Raw genomic sequence first — 15,528 nt, forward strand, 5'->3', positions numbered from 1 at the left:
TGCGGCCTGCCGGGCAACACAGGGCCGAACCCGCCCATTCGCCTCGCCGTCCGCATGTCCGTCGCTCGTCCGTTTTTCTCTTGCCCCATTTTTACATGTCCAGCAACGCCCCTCCGATCGTCCTCACCTTCGGCCTGTCCGATCCCACCGGCGGCTCCGGCCTCCAAGCCGATCTGATGACCCTGGCGAGCATGGGCTGTCACGGCGTGTCCGTCCTGACCGGCTATACCGTGCGCGACTCGGCTGCCTGCGATGAAGTCACCGGCCTCGATCCCGACGTCGTCGCCGCGCAGGCGCGCATGCTGCTCGAAGACATGCCGGTTGCCGCGTTCAAGATCGGCGCGGCGACGCGCGCGGAAGTCGTCAGCGCGATCGCCGAAGTCGTCGCCGACTACGACGGCGTGCCGCTCGTGCTCGCGCCGGACTTCACGCTCGACGACGAACACGTGCTCGCCGCCGACGACCTGCGCGAATCGATCGCCGATCTGCTGGCGCCGCAAACCACGTTGCTGGTCGCCGACCATGCGACGCTGATTGCGCTCGCGCAGCCGGACGGCGATGCCGAGGCGCCGAATCTCGACGCGGCCGTGTCGCATCTGCTGTCGCAGGGCTGCGAATACATTCTGTCGTCGGAAACCGGTTCACACCGGCTCGTCAATACGCTGTACGGCGAGGAAGGCCAGCTTCGCGAAGACATGTGGGATCGCTCGCCGCACCGGCTGATGGGCATCACCGATACACTGGGCGCGGCCATCGCGGCGCTGCTCGCGAACGGCCAGGAGCCGCCCGAAGCCGTGCGCGAGGCGCAGGAATACCTGTACCAGGCCGTGCGCGACGCGTTCCGGCCCGGCATGGGCGCGTACCTGCCCGACCGGTTCTTCTGGGCGCGCAGCAACGACGAGTCCGACACGCCGCCGGCCGTGAAGGCCGATCTGGTGCCGAGGACGTCGCACAGGCATTGAGTTGCGCGCGGCGGGCAGGTCCCGCCGCCGCACGCCGCGCCGCTTTGAGGCGCGACGTATCCGGCCGCCTCACGCCCGCATCGAAAACCGCGCGCACATAAAAAAAGACCCGCATCGCTGCGGGTCTTTTCTTTTGGCTGGAACGCGCATCGCTGCGCGCTCCGGACACCATCGACCGAAGTCGATTACATGTCCATGCCCATGCCGCCCATGCCGCCCGGCATGCCGCCCGGCATCGGTGCGTCTTCCTTCGGCAGTTCTGCGACAGCTGCGTCCGTCGTCAGCAGCAGGCCAGCAACCGAAGCTGCGTTCTGCAGTGCGGTGCGCGTGACCTTGGTCGGGTCGACGACGCCGGCTTCAACCATGTCGACGTACTCGCCCGTTGCTGCGTTGTAGCCGTAGTTGCCCTTGCCTGCAGCAACTGCCGCCACCACGACGCTGGCTTCTTCGCCGCCGTTCGTGACGATCTGGCGCAGCGGCTCTTCCATTGCGCGCAGCACGATCTTGATGCCGGCGTTCTGGTCGGCGTTCGCGCCGGTCAGGCCTGCGATCGCGGTACGAGCGCGGATCAGCGCGACGCCGCCGCCTGCCACGATGCCTTCTTCCACAGCTGCGCGGGTGGCGTGCAGTGCGTCTTCGACACGTGCCTTCTTTTCCTTCATTTCGACTTCGGTCGCAGCACCGACCTTGATCACTGCAACACCGCCTGCCAGCTTGGCCACGCGCTCTTGCAGCTTTTCACGGTCGTAGTCCGACGTCGCTTCTTCGATTTGCGCGCGCACTTGCTTCACGCGTGCTTCGATGTTCACGGCTTCACCTGCGCCGTCGATGATCGTCGTGTTTTCCTTGCCCACTTCGATGCGCTTCGCCTGGCCCAGTTCTGCCAGCGTTGCCTTCTCGAGCGTCAGGCCGGTTTCTTCCGCGACGACTTGACCGCCGGTCAGGATCGCGATGTCTTCCAGCATCGCCTTGCGACGATCGCCGAAGCCCGGCGCCTTGACCGCAACGGTCTTCAGGATGCCGCGGATGTTGTTGACGACCAGCGTCGCGAGTGCTTCGCCTTCGACGTCTTCTGCGATGATCAGCAGCGGACGGCCAGCCTTCGCGACTTGCTCGAGCACCGGCAGCAGATCACGGATGTTCGACACCTTCTTGTCGTGCAGCAGCACGAACGGGTTGTCGAGGACGGCGACTTGCTTGTCCGGGTTGTTGATGAAGTACGGCGACAGGTAGCCGCGGTCGAACTGCATGCCTTCGACGACGTCGAGCTCGTCGGCCAGCGACTTGCCGTCTTCGACGGTGATCACGCCTTCCTTGCCGACCTTGTCCATCGCTTCAGCGATGCGATCGCCGATCGACGAATCGCTGTTCGCCGAGATCGAGCCGACCTGTGCGATTTCCTTGTTGGTCGTGCACGGCTTGCTGATCTTCTTCAGCTCTTCGACAGCCGCTGCGACTGCCTTGTCGATGCCGCGCTTCAGGTCCATCGGGTTCATGCCCGATGCGACGTACTTCATGCCTTCGCGAACGATCGATTGCGCGAGGACGGTTGCCGTCGTCGTGCCGTCGCCTGCGTTGTCGCTGGTCTTGGAAGCGACTTCCTTGACCATTTGCGCGCCCATGTTCTGGAGCTTGTCCTTCAGCTCGATTTCCTTCGCGACCGACACACCGTCCTTGGTGACCGTCGGGCCGCCGAAGCTGCGCTCGAGCACGACGTTGCGGCCCTTCGGACCCAGCGTGACCTTGACTGCGTTGGCGAGAATGTTCACGCCTTCGACCATCTTCGAACGGGCGGAATCGCCGAATACGACGTCTTTAGCTGCCATCTTCTAACTCCTTGAATTCTTGGGAATATGTACCGTCGGAGGACGCTTACTTGGCGTTGACCACGGCCATGATGTCTTCTTCGCGCATGACCAGCAGTTCCTGGCCGTCGACCTTCACGGTCTGACCTGCGTACTTGCCGAACAGGACACGATCGCCGACCTTCACGTCGAGTGCGATCGGTGCGCCCTTGTCGTCGCGCTTGCCCGGGCCGACCGCGAGGATCTCGCCTTGATCCGGCTTTTCAGCAGCAGCTTCGGGGATCACGATGCCCGAGGCGGTCTTGGTTTCCTGATCCAGGCGCTTGACGATCACGCGATCGTGCAAAGGACGAAGGTTCATATTCACTCCTCTCTTGACTGAGATTGAAGAACGCTTAGGGAATCTGCCCGGCTTATCGCCCGGCAGAGAATTGTTAGCACTCTCGTGCAGCGAGTGCTAATTATATGGACGGGTTTTGACAAATTCAAGAAGGAGAACCAGAGGAATTTTCGAGGCGGCGACGCGGCTGGAAAACCCACGAAAACAACCAAAAACCCTTTCAAAACAAAGCCATGACGTACGCAACCGCCCCGGCGTAAGGGCTCGAGCGGCCCGCGCCTGTCATCCAGCCCCGTTTGGACACCGGGTAAGCCCGGAGTTCCTGAGACCGATGACATCGCATCGAAAAAATCGTGCGGACGCCGATTTCGTCTGCCGCGACGTGCTCGTTCGCCGGCGTCGCCGGGCCGATTTCACGCGTCGGCGCAGTCCGCGTCCGGCAGCGGCCGGAAGGTCCGGCCCTCCGTCTCGACGGTCGTGGCCAGCCGCCGCGCGAGCCCCTTCGCGCCTTCGCGCATCACGACGTCGTGATTCCATCGGAACAGCGGCCGTGCCAGCGGCTCCAGCCAGTTCATCCAGCCATGCGTGCGGATGTGCCAGTCGTAGCGCACGACGGTGCACGCACCGGCGGCGGCGAACGACCAGCGGCCATCGCCCTCGATCACGCCGCTCGCACGACCTTCGAGCGCATGCGGCCGCTCGACGCGCCGCACGCGCATGTCGAAGGTCAGCCGGTACGGCAGCGCGCCCTTCCATGTATACCGGTGCAACGCGCCGACGCCGCGCGCGTCGCCCGGCTCGAGCTCGACGGTACGCACGGCGCCCTTCCACCAGTCGGGCCAGCGGTCGACCTGATAGATCGCATCCCAGACCGCCGCGAGCGGCGCATCCACCCGCCAGGTCGTCGAAAACCGGTATTCCGCCATGCAGCCTCCGGCACGCGCGTTCGGGAACGCGGATCGGCGCGCCGTCAGGGCGCGAAGAAACGCTCGGGAAACGCGACGTCGATCTCCACGTCGTCGAGCGTCACGGTTTCGAGCGGCACGTCGTCATCGTCGGCGTAGCTGACGACCTTCAGCGGAAAACCGTCCGCGGCGTCGAGCCACAACCGGTAGCGATGCACGCCGTCGATCGCGTGCGCGGGCGCGCCCGTGACCAGCACGCGCTGCGCGGTCCGGCCGCCGACGGCTTCCTCGCCTTCGATCACCGTCGCGCCGCCTTGCTGCAGCGCATGCACGTTGCGCAGCAGTTCGCCGACGTCCGAGCGGTCGACCCGGTGGCCGGCGCGATCGCGCACGAGCGGATTGGACGGCGACAGCGTCAGCGCGGGCGGCGCATGCGTGCCGAACGGGCGCAGCCGCACCTTGCCGTCGCCGGGATCGTACGCGAGCACCGCGCCGCGATGCGGCGACACGAAATCCATCCGGACGAAGCCCGGCTTCAGGTACGCGTAGCGGATTTCGGTGCGCTCGCCGTCGCGCGCCGACGAGCGGATCGTCGCGCGGTACGAGCGGACGTGGTCGAAATGCGACTGCGCGACGGTCACGGGATCGGCTGTCATGCTCGCTCCTATCAGGCTCGCGGCCAGCAACGCGGCGATCACGGCGCCGCCTCGACATCGAGCACGCCTTCCATCCCGCGCTCGCGATGGCTGCGGAAAAACAGCAGCCGGTGCGTGCAATAGTAGGCGAACCGGCCCGGCTGCTGCGGCGTGAAACGAAACGTTCTCGGCGTGGTGCCGAGCTCGGTATGCACCGCGATGCCCGCCTGCGGCGGAGCGTCGATCTCGAAGCTGTGCGGCACCACGCCGGGCTCGGCCGATACGGTCAGCTCGACCGGCAGGTGCGCGCGGACGATCACGTGGTTCGGCCGGAAGAAATAGCTGCCGCCGACGATCGTCACGCGCTGCACGCCATCGGCATCGACCGGCACGCGCACGGGCGCATCGCCCTGCGCTCGCGCAAGCATCGTGCCCGCGACGACCGCCGTCAGCACCAACCCCTTCATCATCGCCGTCTTCATCGCCTGCTCCCTGCGGGCGCCGCACGTCATCCCTTCCACGCGTCGGTCGGCCCGCCCAGCGCGCCGCATGCGTCGATCGCGAGTTCGCGCAGACGCTGTTCGTCGCCACGGCCGGACAGCGCATAACCCATGCCGCGATCCGACCAGAAATACGTGTATCGACCGTCGGCCGACATCGCCCGCGGCGCGAGGCGCCGCGCATCGTATGCGGTCATGTACAGCGTCACGCGCGCGCCGTCCGCGCGCTGGTACATAAGCTGCGCGGCCGGCCCCGCGTCGCCGGGCAGTAATCGACCGCCCAGCAGCGCGTAACCGTATTCGTCGAGCGACGGCGCGCGCACCGGCCGGCCAATCCGCGCCGACAGCCACGCGGCGAGACGCTTGGGATCGACCGCACCGACTTCCACCGGATGCTCGCGGTCGGCGGCGTACACGGCGTAGGCGACATCCGCGCGCGCGGCGAACGCCGGTTCGCGACCGAACGCCGCCCAGCCCGCATGCAGCGCGACGCCGATCAGCAGCCCGGCCGCCAGCCCGGCGAACGCGTGGGCGACGGCGCGCCAGCGCGGCGCGCGGCGCTGCACGAACAACGCGGGCGCGGCGGCCGGCAACGGGAACAGTGCTTTCAGCGCATCGCGCTGCGCACGGTAATGCGCGAATCGTTCGGCCTCCTGCGGATCGGACTGCAGGCGCTCGAGCATCTCGCGCCGCTCGTGCCCGGACAGTTCGCCGTCCAGCAGCGCGGACAGCAGTTGCGCCGACGCGTCGTCGTCCTGCTGGTTCGAAGGCTTGCGCGGATCGTCCATCATGGCTTCCCGATCACCCGTAACGTGGCCGTGCCGTGCGACGACGGCGCGTCCGACAGCAACGCGCGCATCTGCGCACGCGCCCGCGCGAGCCGCGACATCACCGTGCCGACCGGCACGCCGAGCACTTGCGCGGCATCGCGATAGCTCAACTCCTCGAGCGCGACCAGCAGCAGCACCTCGCGCTGCTCGACCGGCAGCCGGTACAGCGCGCGCTGCACGTCGCGCAACTCCAGGCCGCCGACCTCGCCGGCGGGGGCAGCCATCGTCTGCCACGGCGCCGTCGCATCGTCGACCGCGATCTCGTGCCGCGCGCGCAACTGATCGATGAAGCGGTGCCGCAACAGCGTCAGCAACCACGCGCGCAGGTTGCCGCCGTCGCGCGGCGGCCGGTTCAGCGCACGCTCGAGCGTGTCCTGCACGAGATCGTCGGCCCACGCGCGCTCGCCCGTCAGCGCACGCGCATAGCGCGTGAGATGCGGAAGCCACACCAGCAGGTCCGACTCATAGCTCATCGGGATGCCTCGCGCGTCGCCGCGCGGTCACGGCCGTGCGACGTGCCACATGCCGCCGACTCCGTCGCCGCCCGCGTCGCCGGCCTTGTGGTCCATCTTCCAGCGATACAGCGGGCGGCCGCGATATGCCCACTGCTTTTTGCCGTCGTCGCGGGCGACGAGGCTCAGCGCACCCGACGCCTTGTCGTACGCGTCGGCGAGCGCGGGCGGCCAGTTGGCTGCGCACGTGCCGTCGCACATGCTCTTGCCCGGCGCATCGCGATCGAACACGTACAACGTCATGTGCGCTTCGTCGACCAGTTTCCCGTCGCCGACCTGTGGCGGTTCCGCGGCCGCCGGCCGCACGATCGCCGCCGTTAGCGCGGCAGCGAAGATCATCCGTTTCATTCCCGTTCTCCTTGGCGTCGTGTCGCGACACGATGCCGCCGGACGGGACGATCGGCTGCGTCGCGATCATTATCCCGCCGGCCGGCGGTGCCGGAACTCGGTATGTAAACGGACAGGGATGGCCGGTTATTCCATGCCACGCCGCGACGCGCGGCGGCGATCATTCATGCGACGAAAGCGAACGGAAGCCTGAAATGACAACGCGGCATGACATCGCTGTCATGCCGCGTTGCGCGACCCCTGTTGCAGGGGCCGTATCGCGCGAGCGTCTCGCACGACGGCCGATAAGGCGCCGTCGTGCGGGTTCGGCCGGTTACCTCGGCAATGCGCCGGTCAGCGACTGGAGCAGTGTCGTCACCGGTGCGAGCGGGTTGTTCGCCGAGCCGTTGCCCGAATGCGGCGTCACCGACAGGCCCGGTGCGGAACCGAGCACCGTGCCCACCGACGTGCCGGCCGCATTGACGACCGTCGCCGTCGAGTTGGCGCCCGTCGTCAGCAGCGAACCGACCGCGCCGGCCGTACCGCCAGCCGCATTCGCGCCCGCGCCGAGCAGGCTGCCGCCCGCCGCTGCCGTCGAACCGGCCGCCCCCGACAGCGCGCCGGCCGCCTGGCCGAGTGCCGCCGGACCGGACCCGAGTGCGCCCGTCACCGAACCGAGCGCACCGGTCAGTGCGCCGGTCGGGTTGCCGCCGCCCGTCAGGCCGCTCACGAGGTTCGTGATCGGGGCGATCGGGCTATTGCCGGCCGCACCGGACAGTGTGCCAACCACCTGGTTGACGACGCCTTGCACCGGCGCCAGCGGATTGGAGCCGCCGAGGTTGCCGAGGGCACCCGTCACCGAGTTCAGCGCGCCCGTCAGTGCACCGGCCGGATTGCCGCTGCCGAGCGTACCGACGACCTGGTTCACGACGCCCTGCACCGGCGCCAGCGGGCTCGTGCCGCCCAGCGCGCCGAGCGCACCGGCCACCGAGCCGACCGCGTTGCCGAGGGCGCCCGTGGCCGTCCCGACCACGTTGCTCAGCGTGCCGGCCGGGTTGCTGCCGCCGAGCGTGCCGACGACCTGGTTGACGACGCCTTGCACCGGCGCCAGCGGGTTCGTGCCGCCGAGGTTGCCGAGCGCGCCCGTCACCGAACCGAGTGCGCCGGTCAGCGCGCCGGCCGGATTGCCGCCCGGCAGTGCGTTCTGCAAACCGTTGACGAGGTTCGTGATCGGCGTGATTGGGCTGCCACCGCCTGCACCCGACAGCGTGCCGACGACCTGGTTCACGACGCCTTGCACCGGCGCCAGCGGGTTCGCGCCGCTGAGCGCGCCCGTCACCGAGTTCAGTGCGTTCGTCAGCGCACCCGCAGGATCGCCATTGCCGAGCGTACCGGCGAGTTGCGTGACGACGCCTTGCACCGGCGCGAGCGGGCTGCCTGCACCGCCGACGTTGCTGAGCGTGCCGGTGATCGTGTTGACCGCGTTGCTCAGTGCGCCGGTCGGGTTGCCGCTGCCGAGCGTGCCCGTGACCTGGTTCACGATGTTCTGGATCGGGGTGATCGGGTTCGCGCCGCCGCCGAGGTTGCCCAGGGCGCCGGTTACGGTGCCGAGCGCGCCGGTCAGTGCGCCAGCGGGGTTGCCACCGCCGATGCCGCCCAATGCGCCCGTCACCGTGCCGAGGGCGCCGGTCAATGCGCCGGCCGGGTTACCGCCGCCAACACCGCCCAATGCGCCCGTCACCGTGCCGAGTGCGCCGGTCAATGCGCCAGCCGGATTGCCGCCGCCAACACCGCCCAATGCGCCCGTCACCGTGCCGAGTGCGCCGGTCAAGGCGCCAGCCGGATTGCCGCCGCCAACGCCACCCAGTGCGCCCGTCACCGTGCCGAGCGCGCCGGTCAAGGCGCCGGCCGGATTACCGCCGCCAAGCGCGCCCGTAACGCCATTCACTACGCCTTGCACCGGCGCCAGCGGGTTCGAGCCGCTGCCGAGGTTGCCCAGCGCCCCCGTGACCGTACCAACGACGCCGGTGAGTGCACCGGCCGGATCGCCACCGCCGATCGTCCCCGTGAGCCCGTTCACGACACCCTGAACCGCTGCCAGCGGGTTCGAGCCACCGCCCAGATTGCCGAGCGCGCCGGTAACCGTACCTACGGCACCGCTCAGCGCACCTGCCGGATTGCCGCCACCGAGCGCACCTGTTACCTGACTCACGACACCTTGTACGGGCGCCAGCGGGTTCGAGCCACCGCCGATGCCGCCCAGTGCGCCGGTAACCGTACCCACGGCACCGCTCAGCGCACCGGCCGGATTACCGCCACCGAGCGCACCCGTTACCTGATTCACGACGCCTTGAACCGGCGCCAGCGGATTCGCACCACCGCCGATACCGCTCAGTGCGCCCGTTGCCGTGCCGAGCGCGTTGCTCAGCGTCCCCGTCGCCGTATTCAGCGCACCGGTCAATGCGCCGGCCGGGTTGCCGCCACTCAGCGCACCCGTTACCTGATTCACCACACCCTGAACCGGCGCCAACGGGTTCGCGCCGCCACCGATGCCGCCCAGTGCGCCGGTTGCCGTGCCGAGCGCATTGCTCAGCGTACCGGTTGCCGTGTTCAGCGCGCCGGTCAGTGCGCCGGCCGGGTTGCCCCCACCAAGCGCACCCGTCACCTGGTTCACCACGCCCTGCACCGCCCCGAGCGGCTGCACCGTGCCGCCGCTACCACCGAGTGCGCCGGTCACCGCCCCCACGGCGCCCGACAGCACTTGCCCCGGCTCGCCGAGCGATGTCTGGATCGCGCCCGACCCTCCCGCCGTCACGGTGACCGAGCCCAGCGGCGACGTGCCCGTCGCGACCAGTCCGACCGACACGCTGTTCGTCGGCGGATTGACGATCACCTGCGGGATCGGGAGCGAGTCGAGCGCCCCCGCCATCGCGGAACCCGAAGCCAGCACCCCGAACACCGTCGCGACCGACAGCGCCACACCCGTCAATTTAAAATTCTGTCCCATCGTTATTTTCCCCATCTCGGTTGGCACTACGTTGATAAAGCATGGGGACGGATTGCACGAAGCGTGCCAATTCCAAAAACGGGATTGATTCGTCTGCCTAATGATCGGTAATAACGCTTTTTAATCGATTTCTGGCGAAATTCCTGAATTGCGGAGCCCGAATCGTCTGATGAAAAAGGCCGCCGGAACGCGGATGTAACGTAACGTTTGCGAGCCCCGTAGTAACGTGTTCCGGTACATTCCGCGTAACGTCGAAACACGCGAGCACGATGAGACCCCATACCGCCATAGCGGACTGCCAATTACGCATTTCAGAAATATGAAAATGCATTGATAAATCGCGAATTTTCTGATTTTCTTTTATCGCGCGATTTTCTTTCTTATCGATTACGCAGATCATTTACGATTGCGTGGATTTCGATAGTCCTGATAGCAGAATGAAAAACTGTGAAGCAAGCGCATTGCCGCCGGCGCGTGCCGGCGGCTGAAACCGCATCTGCGCGCCGCAGGGTCAGCCGAAGCGGGCAGGCCGGTACGGATGAGGATCGATATAGGTCGGCGCGCCCGTCATCATTTCGGCGAGCAGGCGGCCGGTCGCGGGCCCGAGCGTGAGCCCGTGATGGCAATGGCCGAACGCGAACCACAGATGACGGTGCCGCGGCGCCGGCCCGATCACTGGACGCATGTCGGGCGTACATGGCCGCATCCCGAGCCATGGCTGAGGATCGAGCCGCTCGCCGATGCCGAACGCGTCACGCGCCAGCGATTCGGCGCGCGCGAGCTGCACGCCGGTCGGCGGCGCGTCGGGCAGCGCGATCTCGACGCCCGTCGTGAGCCGCAGGCGGCCGCCCTCCATCGGCGCGACGACGAAGCCTGCCTCGGTATCGCACACGGGCACGTTCAGCGGCGTGCGCGTCGGCCGGTAATGCATGTGATACCCGCGCTTCGCGCGCAGCGGAATCCGGTAGCCGAGCGGCGCGAACACCTGATCGGACCACGGGCCCAGCGCGACCACGGCCGAGCGCGCCGCGATCGGCCCGTGTTCGGTCCGGACCTGCCAGCCGTCGTCGACCTGCACGAGCGTCGTCGCGTCGCCGCGCACGAACGTGCCGCCGTCGCGCTCGAACAGCCGCGCATAGGCCTTGGTCAGGCCGCCCGGGCTCGACACGGTCTTCGGGTCCTGCCAGTGAAACGCGCCGCAGAACGCGTCGCCGATACCGGGCTCGCGCGCACGCAGCGCATGCGCGTCGAGCACCGTCATCCGCAGCCCGTGCGCGGCGGCCACGCGCTGCTGCGCGCGCGCTTCCGCATCGAACAGCGCGGGCGAACGGAACGCCTCGATCCAGCCGCCGTCGTGCACGAGCGGCTGCGCGTCGGTGCGCGCGAGCAGCACATCGTGCTCGACGACGCTCGCCGCGACGAGCGGCAGCAGGTCGCGCGCGGCGGCCGCGAGCCGCCGCGGCGACGATTCGCGCCAGAAGCGCGCGAGCCAGCCTGCATACGCGGGCAGCGCGCGGTAGTCCCAATAAAGATCGACCGAGCGGTTGCGCGCATAGCGCAGCAGCGTGCCGAGCCGGCGCGGAAACGCATACGGCACGACCGACGAGCGCTCGATCAACCCGGCATTGCCGTGGCTGGTTTCCTCGCCGGGCGCGCGCCGGTCGACGAGCGCGACGCGCAGCCCGCGATCCTGCAGATGCAGCGCCGACGACACGCCGACGATGCCGGCCCCCAGAACAATGACGTCGAAATCCATGCTTCCCCGCCCTGTGTCGAGATGGATGCGCGGTGCGCCGGCCCCGCGGCCGGCACGCGGCGGCGCTTACTTCGCGATGATGTCGCGCTTGAAGTACTTCTGCGACAGCGCGCTCAGCGTGCCGTCCTTCTTCAGCGCGTCGAGCGCGCCGACGATCTTCGCCTGCAGCGCCTTGTCGTTCTTGCGTAGCCCGAAGCCGGTGCCTTCGCCGAGCGTCGCCGGATCCTTCAGCGGCTCGCCGACGATCTGGTAGTCGCGGCCGGCCGGCTTGTCGAGGAATCCGTCCTGCGCGGTCTGCGCTTCCTGCACGGCCGCGTCGAGACGCCCCGCGACGAGATCGGCGTAGATCTGGTCCTGATCCTGGTACGACACCACGGCCACGCCCGCATTGGCCCAGTGCGCCTTCAGGAAATCCTCCTGCGACGAACCCTGCAGCACGCCGACGTGCTTGCCGCGCAGGCTCGCGACGTCGGGTTTCAGCGGCGAGCCGCGCTTCGCGACCATCACGATCGGCACCACGTAGATCGGCGGCGTGAAGTCGATGCTCTGCTTGCGCTTCGCGGTGATGTTCATCGCCGAGTTGATCGCGTCGAACTTGCGCGCCTGCAGCGCCGGGATCAGCCCGTCGAACGCATTCTCGACCCACACGCACTTCATGTTCAGCTTCGCGCACACCGCGTTGCCGACGTCGACGTCGAAACCCTGCAGCTGACCGGACGGCGTCTTGCTCTCGAACGGCGGATAGGCGGCTTCGATCCCGAAGCGCAACGTGGTCGGTTCCGCATGGGCCGTGACGGCCACGCACGCGAGCGCCGCAGCGGCGCAGAGGGAAAGCTTCCAGTTCATGGTGGTCCTTCTGTTCTGGAGTGAAACGATGAAGATCGGTCGCACGACGCCCACGGTCGGGCGCCGGTCGGCATTCGAGGCAGGCGGCCGCCGCTTGCCGACGCGCCGAGTTCTGCACGCTAAATATAGACTCAAAGTCTACTATAGACTATAGGGGATACGAGAACGTCACGCCGCCGCTCCTCGCCAACATTTTGCCACCCACTCAGAACATCATTGATTTCACGGTGTTTTTCATACGCCCCGCAAAGAATCAAAGTCTCGAAAAGAAAAATCCCACCGGTTTTGTTTGTCTATATTAGACTTTTAGTCCACAACCTACCTCACCGGACGCCGTCTTTCGAGACTTTCCGTCCAGCCCGAACCGGAGATGTCCCCATGACGCAAACCGTCCCCACCCTGCCGCTGACCGTGGACGAAGCCGCGGTGCGCGCGGCGCTGCCGTCGCTCGACGTGCTCGGCACGCTGCGCCGCATGTTCGCGTCGCTCGCCGCGGCGCGCGCGGTGCAGCCGCCGCAGACGCTCACGCTGTTTCCCGACCAGGCCGGCGACTTCATCACGTATCTCGGCGCACTCGCCGACGAGCAGGTGTTCGGCGCGAAGCTGTCGCCGTACGTCGTGACAGGCGGCAAACCTGTCGTCACCGCATGGACCGCATTGATGTCGATGCAGACCGGCCAGCCGCTGATGTGGTGCGACGCCGGGTTGCTGACCGTCGAGCGCACAGCTGGCACGACGGCGCTCGCGGTCGACTGCCTCGCGCCGCGCGACGCGCGCCATCTGGCGATCGTCGGCGCCGGCGCGGTCGGCCTCGCGCACCTGCGGCACACGGCGGCATTGCGGGACTGGGACTCGATCCGCGTGTACTCGCCCGCGCTGGCCGGCAACGCGGCGCTGCAGGCGAGCCTCGCCGCGCTCGACCCGCGCGCCCGCGCGGCGGCGAGCGTCGAGGCCTGCGTACGCGACGCGGACGTGGTGATGCTGTGCACGTCGTCGGGCACGCCCGTGCTCGGCGACGGGATGCTCACGCGCCCCGCGCTCGTCACGTCGATCAGCACGAACGTCGCGCGCGCCCACGAAATCCCGCCCGCGTGGCTGCCGGGCATGGACGTCTACTGCGACTACCGGCACACGACGCCCGCGAGCGCCGGCGAAATGCAGATCGCGACGGCCGAGCACGGCTGGGATGCCGGCCGGATCGTCGGCGACCTGCCCGCGCTCGTCGCCGGCACCTGCGCGGCGCCGTCGCGCACGCGTCACGCGCTGTTCCGCTCGATCGGCCTCGGGCTCGAGGACATCGCGATCGCGCACGCGCTGTACATGCATCTGACGCACGCGTGAGCGGCACGCGCACGCGGGGCCGATACAATGGCGCAACCGCCGCGGCGGCCGCGCGCGGGCGCACGGGCATGCCGCCCCACGGTGCGCCGGCCCGCCGGCCCGACACGCTGCCCGGCTCCCGCCCACCCGAGATCGCGACACCGATGCGCAAGAAGAAATCTCCCGTCAAAGACCTGCTGCTCACCCGCTATGCGCCGATCGCCGACGGTATCGCCGCACTGTTCTTTCCGTACGCGGAAGTCGTGATCCACGACCTGCACGACCAGACCGTGCTGTATCTCGCGAACAATCTGTCGAAGCGCGAGGTCGGCGACGATTCCGCGCTCGAGGAAATCGATCATTCGGCGCGCGAGCGCGTGATCGGCCCGTACGAGAAGCTGAACTGGGACGGCCGGCGGATGCGCTGCGTCAGCAACGTGCTGTTCGACGACGAAGGCCGGCCGGCCGGGATGATGTGCATCAACTTCAACATCGCGGTGTTCGACGAGGTGCGCGCGACGCTCGACCTGTTCATCAAGGGCGCGGGTGTCGTCGCGCAACCCGACGAACTGTTCCGCGACGACTGGCAGGAGCGCATCAACACGTTCCTGCACGGCTGGCTGCGCGAGCGGCAGGTCGGGCTGAACGGGCTCACGCGCGAGCACCGGCGCGAACTCGTCGAGGCGCTGTACGCGGAAGGCGCGTTCCGCGGCAAGAGCGCGGCGAACTACGTCGCGAACGTGCTCGGGATGGGACGCGCGACGGTCTACAAGCACCTCAAGCACCTGAAGGAAACGCAGGGCGACGCCTGAGCGCGACGCGGCCGGCGTGATGGCGGCACGCTCCGGACACCGGTACCGGACTGCCGATTCCGCGTCGAGCCTTCGCGATGCGCGGACGTGCCCCGGATTCCGCCCGGGCCTGCGGACGACGGAGCTTGGAAGCATAAAGTGATATAGTCGCAGTTACATTTTTTTTGCCGCCCCGTATCGCCCATGACGACCGCTCCCACTCCGACTGCCCGCCCGACCCTGACCGTCGAAATCTGGTCCGACCTGATCTGCCCGTGGTGCTGGATCGGCAAGCGCCGCTTCGACGAGGCGCTGGCCGCGTTCGCGCACGCCGACCGCGTCGACGTCGCGCTGCGCGCGTACCGGCTGATGCCCGGCCAGCCCGTCGAGCCGGTCGAGGCGATGCTGGCGGGCAAATACCGGATGTCGCCCGCGCAGGTCGACCAGATGCTGCGCCAGGTGACCGATGCAGCGGCGAGCGTCGGGCTGCGCTACGACCTGCCCGGCACGCTGGTCGGCGACACGCTCGACGGCCACCGGCTCGTGAAGCTCGCGGAAGCCACGGGCCGCGCGCACGCGCTGACCGAGCGACTCTATCGCGCGTACTTCTGCGAACACGGCTCGCTGTTCGATCATGCCGCGCTGACCGAATTCGCGGTCGAAGCCGGGCTCGAGCGCGCGGCCGTCGAAGCGGTGCTGCGCAGCGATGCGTACCGCGACGAAGTCGAAGCCGACATCGCGCGCGCCGCGCAGATCGGCGGGCGCGGCGTGCCGCTGTTCGTGTTCGGCGGCCGCTACGCGGTGTCGGGCGCGCAGCCGGCCGACGCGTTCGCGCAGGCGCTCGACCAGGCGTGGCGCGACGGCATCGTCGCGCTCGACGGCAGCGACGCGGCCGCCTGCGGCCCGGACGGCTGCGAATTGCCGGCGCGCTCGTAACGCGCATCGGGGCCACGCGCGCCACTACGCGACGCTCCTGCCACAAACCGGCAGGA

15 protein-coding genes are annotated in these 15,528 nt (G+C 68.2%); 4 read left to right on the top strand and 11 right to left on the bottom strand.

The window, feature by feature from the left end; translation table 11 throughout:
* The first annotated feature begins 95 nt into the window (after positions 1-95).
* Positions 96-962: a hydroxymethylpyrimidine/phosphomethylpyrimidine kinase gene (locus BLS50_RS04390; RefSeq protein WP_050011689.1), complete on the top strand. Its 867-nt coding sequence runs from the start codon at positions 96-98 to the stop codon at positions 960-962.
* Between the two features lie 185 nt (positions 963-1,147).
* On the opposite strand, the gene groL is transcribed toward BLS50_RS04390, so the two are convergent.
* The 11 genes from groL to BLS50_RS04450 all read right to left on the bottom strand — a co-directional run bounded on the left by groL (position 1,148) and on the right by BLS50_RS04450 (position 12,425).
* Positions 1,148-2,788, bottom strand: a complete 1,641-nt coding sequence (gene groL, locus BLS50_RS04395) for a chaperonin GroEL (RefSeq protein WP_006476740.1) — start codon at positions 2,786-2,788, stop codon at positions 1,148-1,150.
* A gap of 46 nt (positions 2,789-2,834) precedes the next feature.
* Positions 2,835-3,128 (bottom strand): co-chaperone GroES, encoded by a 294-nt coding sequence (locus tag BLS50_RS04400; protein WP_011544732.1) that lies wholly within the window; start codon positions 3,126-3,128, stop codon positions 2,835-2,837.
* A 392-nt stretch (positions 3,129-3,520) separates the two neighbouring features.
* Positions 3,521-4,033, bottom strand: coding sequence for an SRPBCC family protein (locus BLS50_RS04405; protein ID WP_074801033.1), 513 nt, complete (start codon positions 4,031-4,033; stop codon positions 3,521-3,523).
* Positions 4,034-4,077: 44 nt separating this feature from the next.
* Complete coding sequence (locus BLS50_RS04410) at positions 4,078-4,710, bottom strand: LolA family protein (protein ID WP_074801035.1); 633 nt, start codon at positions 4,708-4,710, stop codon at positions 4,078-4,080.
* Positions 4,707-5,129, bottom strand: coding sequence for a quinol oxidase (locus BLS50_RS04415; protein ID WP_074802756.1), 423 nt, complete (start codon positions 5,127-5,129; stop codon positions 4,707-4,709). Before BLS50_RS04415 ends, BLS50_RS04410 begins: the two co-directional genes overlap by 4 nt.
* A 26-nt stretch (positions 5,130-5,155) precedes the next feature.
* Positions 5,156-5,938, bottom strand: coding sequence for an anti-sigma factor family protein (locus BLS50_RS04420; protein WP_074801038.1), 783 nt, complete (start codon positions 5,936-5,938; stop codon positions 5,156-5,158).
* Positions 5,935-6,450 carry a sigma-70 family RNA polymerase sigma factor gene (locus BLS50_RS04425; protein WP_011694183.1) on the bottom strand — a complete coding sequence of 172 codons (516 nt, stop codon included), beginning with the start codon at positions 6,448-6,450 and terminating at the stop codon, positions 5,935-5,937. The genes BLS50_RS04420 and BLS50_RS04425 overlap by 4 nt, the downstream gene beginning before the upstream one ends.
* A gap of 27 nt (positions 6,451-6,477) precedes the next feature.
* Positions 6,478-6,837 (bottom strand): COG4315 family predicted lipoprotein, encoded by a 360-nt coding sequence (locus BLS50_RS04430; protein ID WP_074801041.1) that lies wholly within the window; start codon positions 6,835-6,837, stop codon positions 6,478-6,480.
* Positions 6,838-7,150: 313 nt separating this feature from the next.
* Positions 7,151-9,823, bottom strand: a complete 2,673-nt coding sequence (locus BLS50_RS04435) for a beta strand repeat-containing protein (protein ID WP_074801044.1) — start codon at positions 9,821-9,823, stop codon at positions 7,151-7,153.
* 511 nt (positions 9,824-10,334) lie between these two features.
* Positions 10,335-11,579, bottom strand: a complete 1,245-nt coding sequence (locus BLS50_RS04445) for an NAD(P)/FAD-dependent oxidoreductase (protein ID WP_074801049.1) — start codon at positions 11,577-11,579, stop codon at positions 10,335-10,337.
* Positions 11,580-11,645: 66 nt separating this feature from the next.
* Complete coding sequence (locus BLS50_RS04450; protein ID WP_006476751.1) at positions 11,646-12,425, bottom strand: ABC transporter substrate-binding protein; 780 nt, start codon at positions 12,423-12,425, stop codon at positions 11,646-11,648.
* Between the two features lie 378 nt (positions 12,426-12,803).
* Here BLS50_RS04450 and BLS50_RS04455 point away from each other — a divergent pair, with 378 nt between their 5' ends.
* From BLS50_RS04455 to BLS50_RS04465, 3 genes are all read left to right on the top strand, one after another.
* The gene (locus BLS50_RS04455) at positions 12,804-13,766 is read left to right on the top strand and encodes an ornithine cyclodeaminase family protein (RefSeq protein WP_074801052.1); all 963 of its coding nucleotides are present in this window, start codon (positions 12,804-12,806) and stop codon (positions 13,764-13,766) included.
* Complete coding sequence (locus BLS50_RS04460; protein ID WP_006476753.1) at positions 13,763-14,557, top strand: helix-turn-helix transcriptional regulator; 795 nt, start codon at positions 13,763-13,765, stop codon at positions 14,555-14,557. Before BLS50_RS04455 ends, BLS50_RS04460 begins: the two co-directional genes overlap by 4 nt.
* Positions 14,558-14,740: 183 nt before the next feature.
* On the top strand, positions 14,741-15,472 hold the full coding sequence (locus BLS50_RS04465; protein ID WP_053526630.1) for a DsbA family oxidoreductase: 732 nt from the start codon (positions 14,741-14,743) through the stop codon (positions 15,470-15,472).
* Positions 15,473-15,528 lie beyond the last annotated feature (56 nt).

Origin of the sequence: Burkholderia orbicola (assembly GCF_900100915.1) — a bacterium.
Taxonomy (GTDB): domain Bacteria; phylum Pseudomonadota; class Gammaproteobacteria; order Burkholderiales; family Burkholderiaceae; genus Burkholderia; species Burkholderia orbicola.

Bases quoted from the DNA above. Each gene is read 5' to 3' on its own strand.
- BLS50_RS04405 (WP_074801033.1), bottom strand. From the start codon at position 4,033: ATGGCGGAATACCGGTTTTCGACGACCTGGCGGGTGGATGCGCCGCTC.
- BLS50_RS04450 (WP_006476751.1), bottom strand. From the start codon at position 12,425: ATGAACTGGAAGCTTTCCCTCTGCGCCGCTGCGGCGCTCGCGTGCGTG.
- BLS50_RS04390 (WP_050011689.1), top strand. From the start codon at position 96: ATGTCCAGCAACGCCCCTCCGATCGTCCTCACCTTCGGCCTGTCCGAT.
- BLS50_RS04455 (WP_074801052.1), top strand. From the start codon at position 12,804: ATGACGCAAACCGTCCCCACCCTGCCGCTGACCGTGGACGAAGCCGCG.
- BLS50_RS04435 (WP_074801044.1), bottom strand. From the start codon at position 9,823: ATGGGACAGAATTTTAAATTGACGGGTGTGGCGCTGTCGGTCGCGACG.
- BLS50_RS04430 (WP_074801041.1), bottom strand. From the start codon at position 6,837: ATGAAACGGATGATCTTCGCTGCCGCGCTAACGGCGGCGATCGTGCGG.
- BLS50_RS04425 (WP_011694183.1), bottom strand. From the start codon at position 6,450: ATGAGCTATGAGTCGGACCTGCTGGTGTGGCTTCCGCATCTCACGCGC.
- BLS50_RS04420 (WP_074801038.1), bottom strand. From the start codon at position 5,938: ATGATGGACGATCCGCGCAAGCCTTCGAACCAGCAGGACGACGACGCG.
- BLS50_RS04400 (WP_011544732.1), bottom strand. From the start codon at position 3,128: ATGAACCTTCGTCCTTTGCACGATCGCGTGATCGTCAAGCGCCTGGAT.
- BLS50_RS04465 (WP_053526630.1), top strand. From the start codon at position 14,741: ATGACGACCGCTCCCACTCCGACTGCCCGCCCGACCCTGACCGTCGAA.
- groL (WP_006476740.1), bottom strand. From the start codon at position 2,788: ATGGCAGCTAAAGACGTCGTATTCGGCGATTCCGCCCGTTCGAAGATG.
- BLS50_RS04415 (WP_074802756.1), bottom strand. From the start codon at position 5,129: ATGAAGACGGCGATGATGAAGGGGTTGGTGCTGACGGCGGTCGTCGCG.
- BLS50_RS04445 (WP_074801049.1), bottom strand. From the start codon at position 11,579: ATGGATTTCGACGTCATTGTTCTGGGGGCCGGCATCGTCGGCGTGTCG.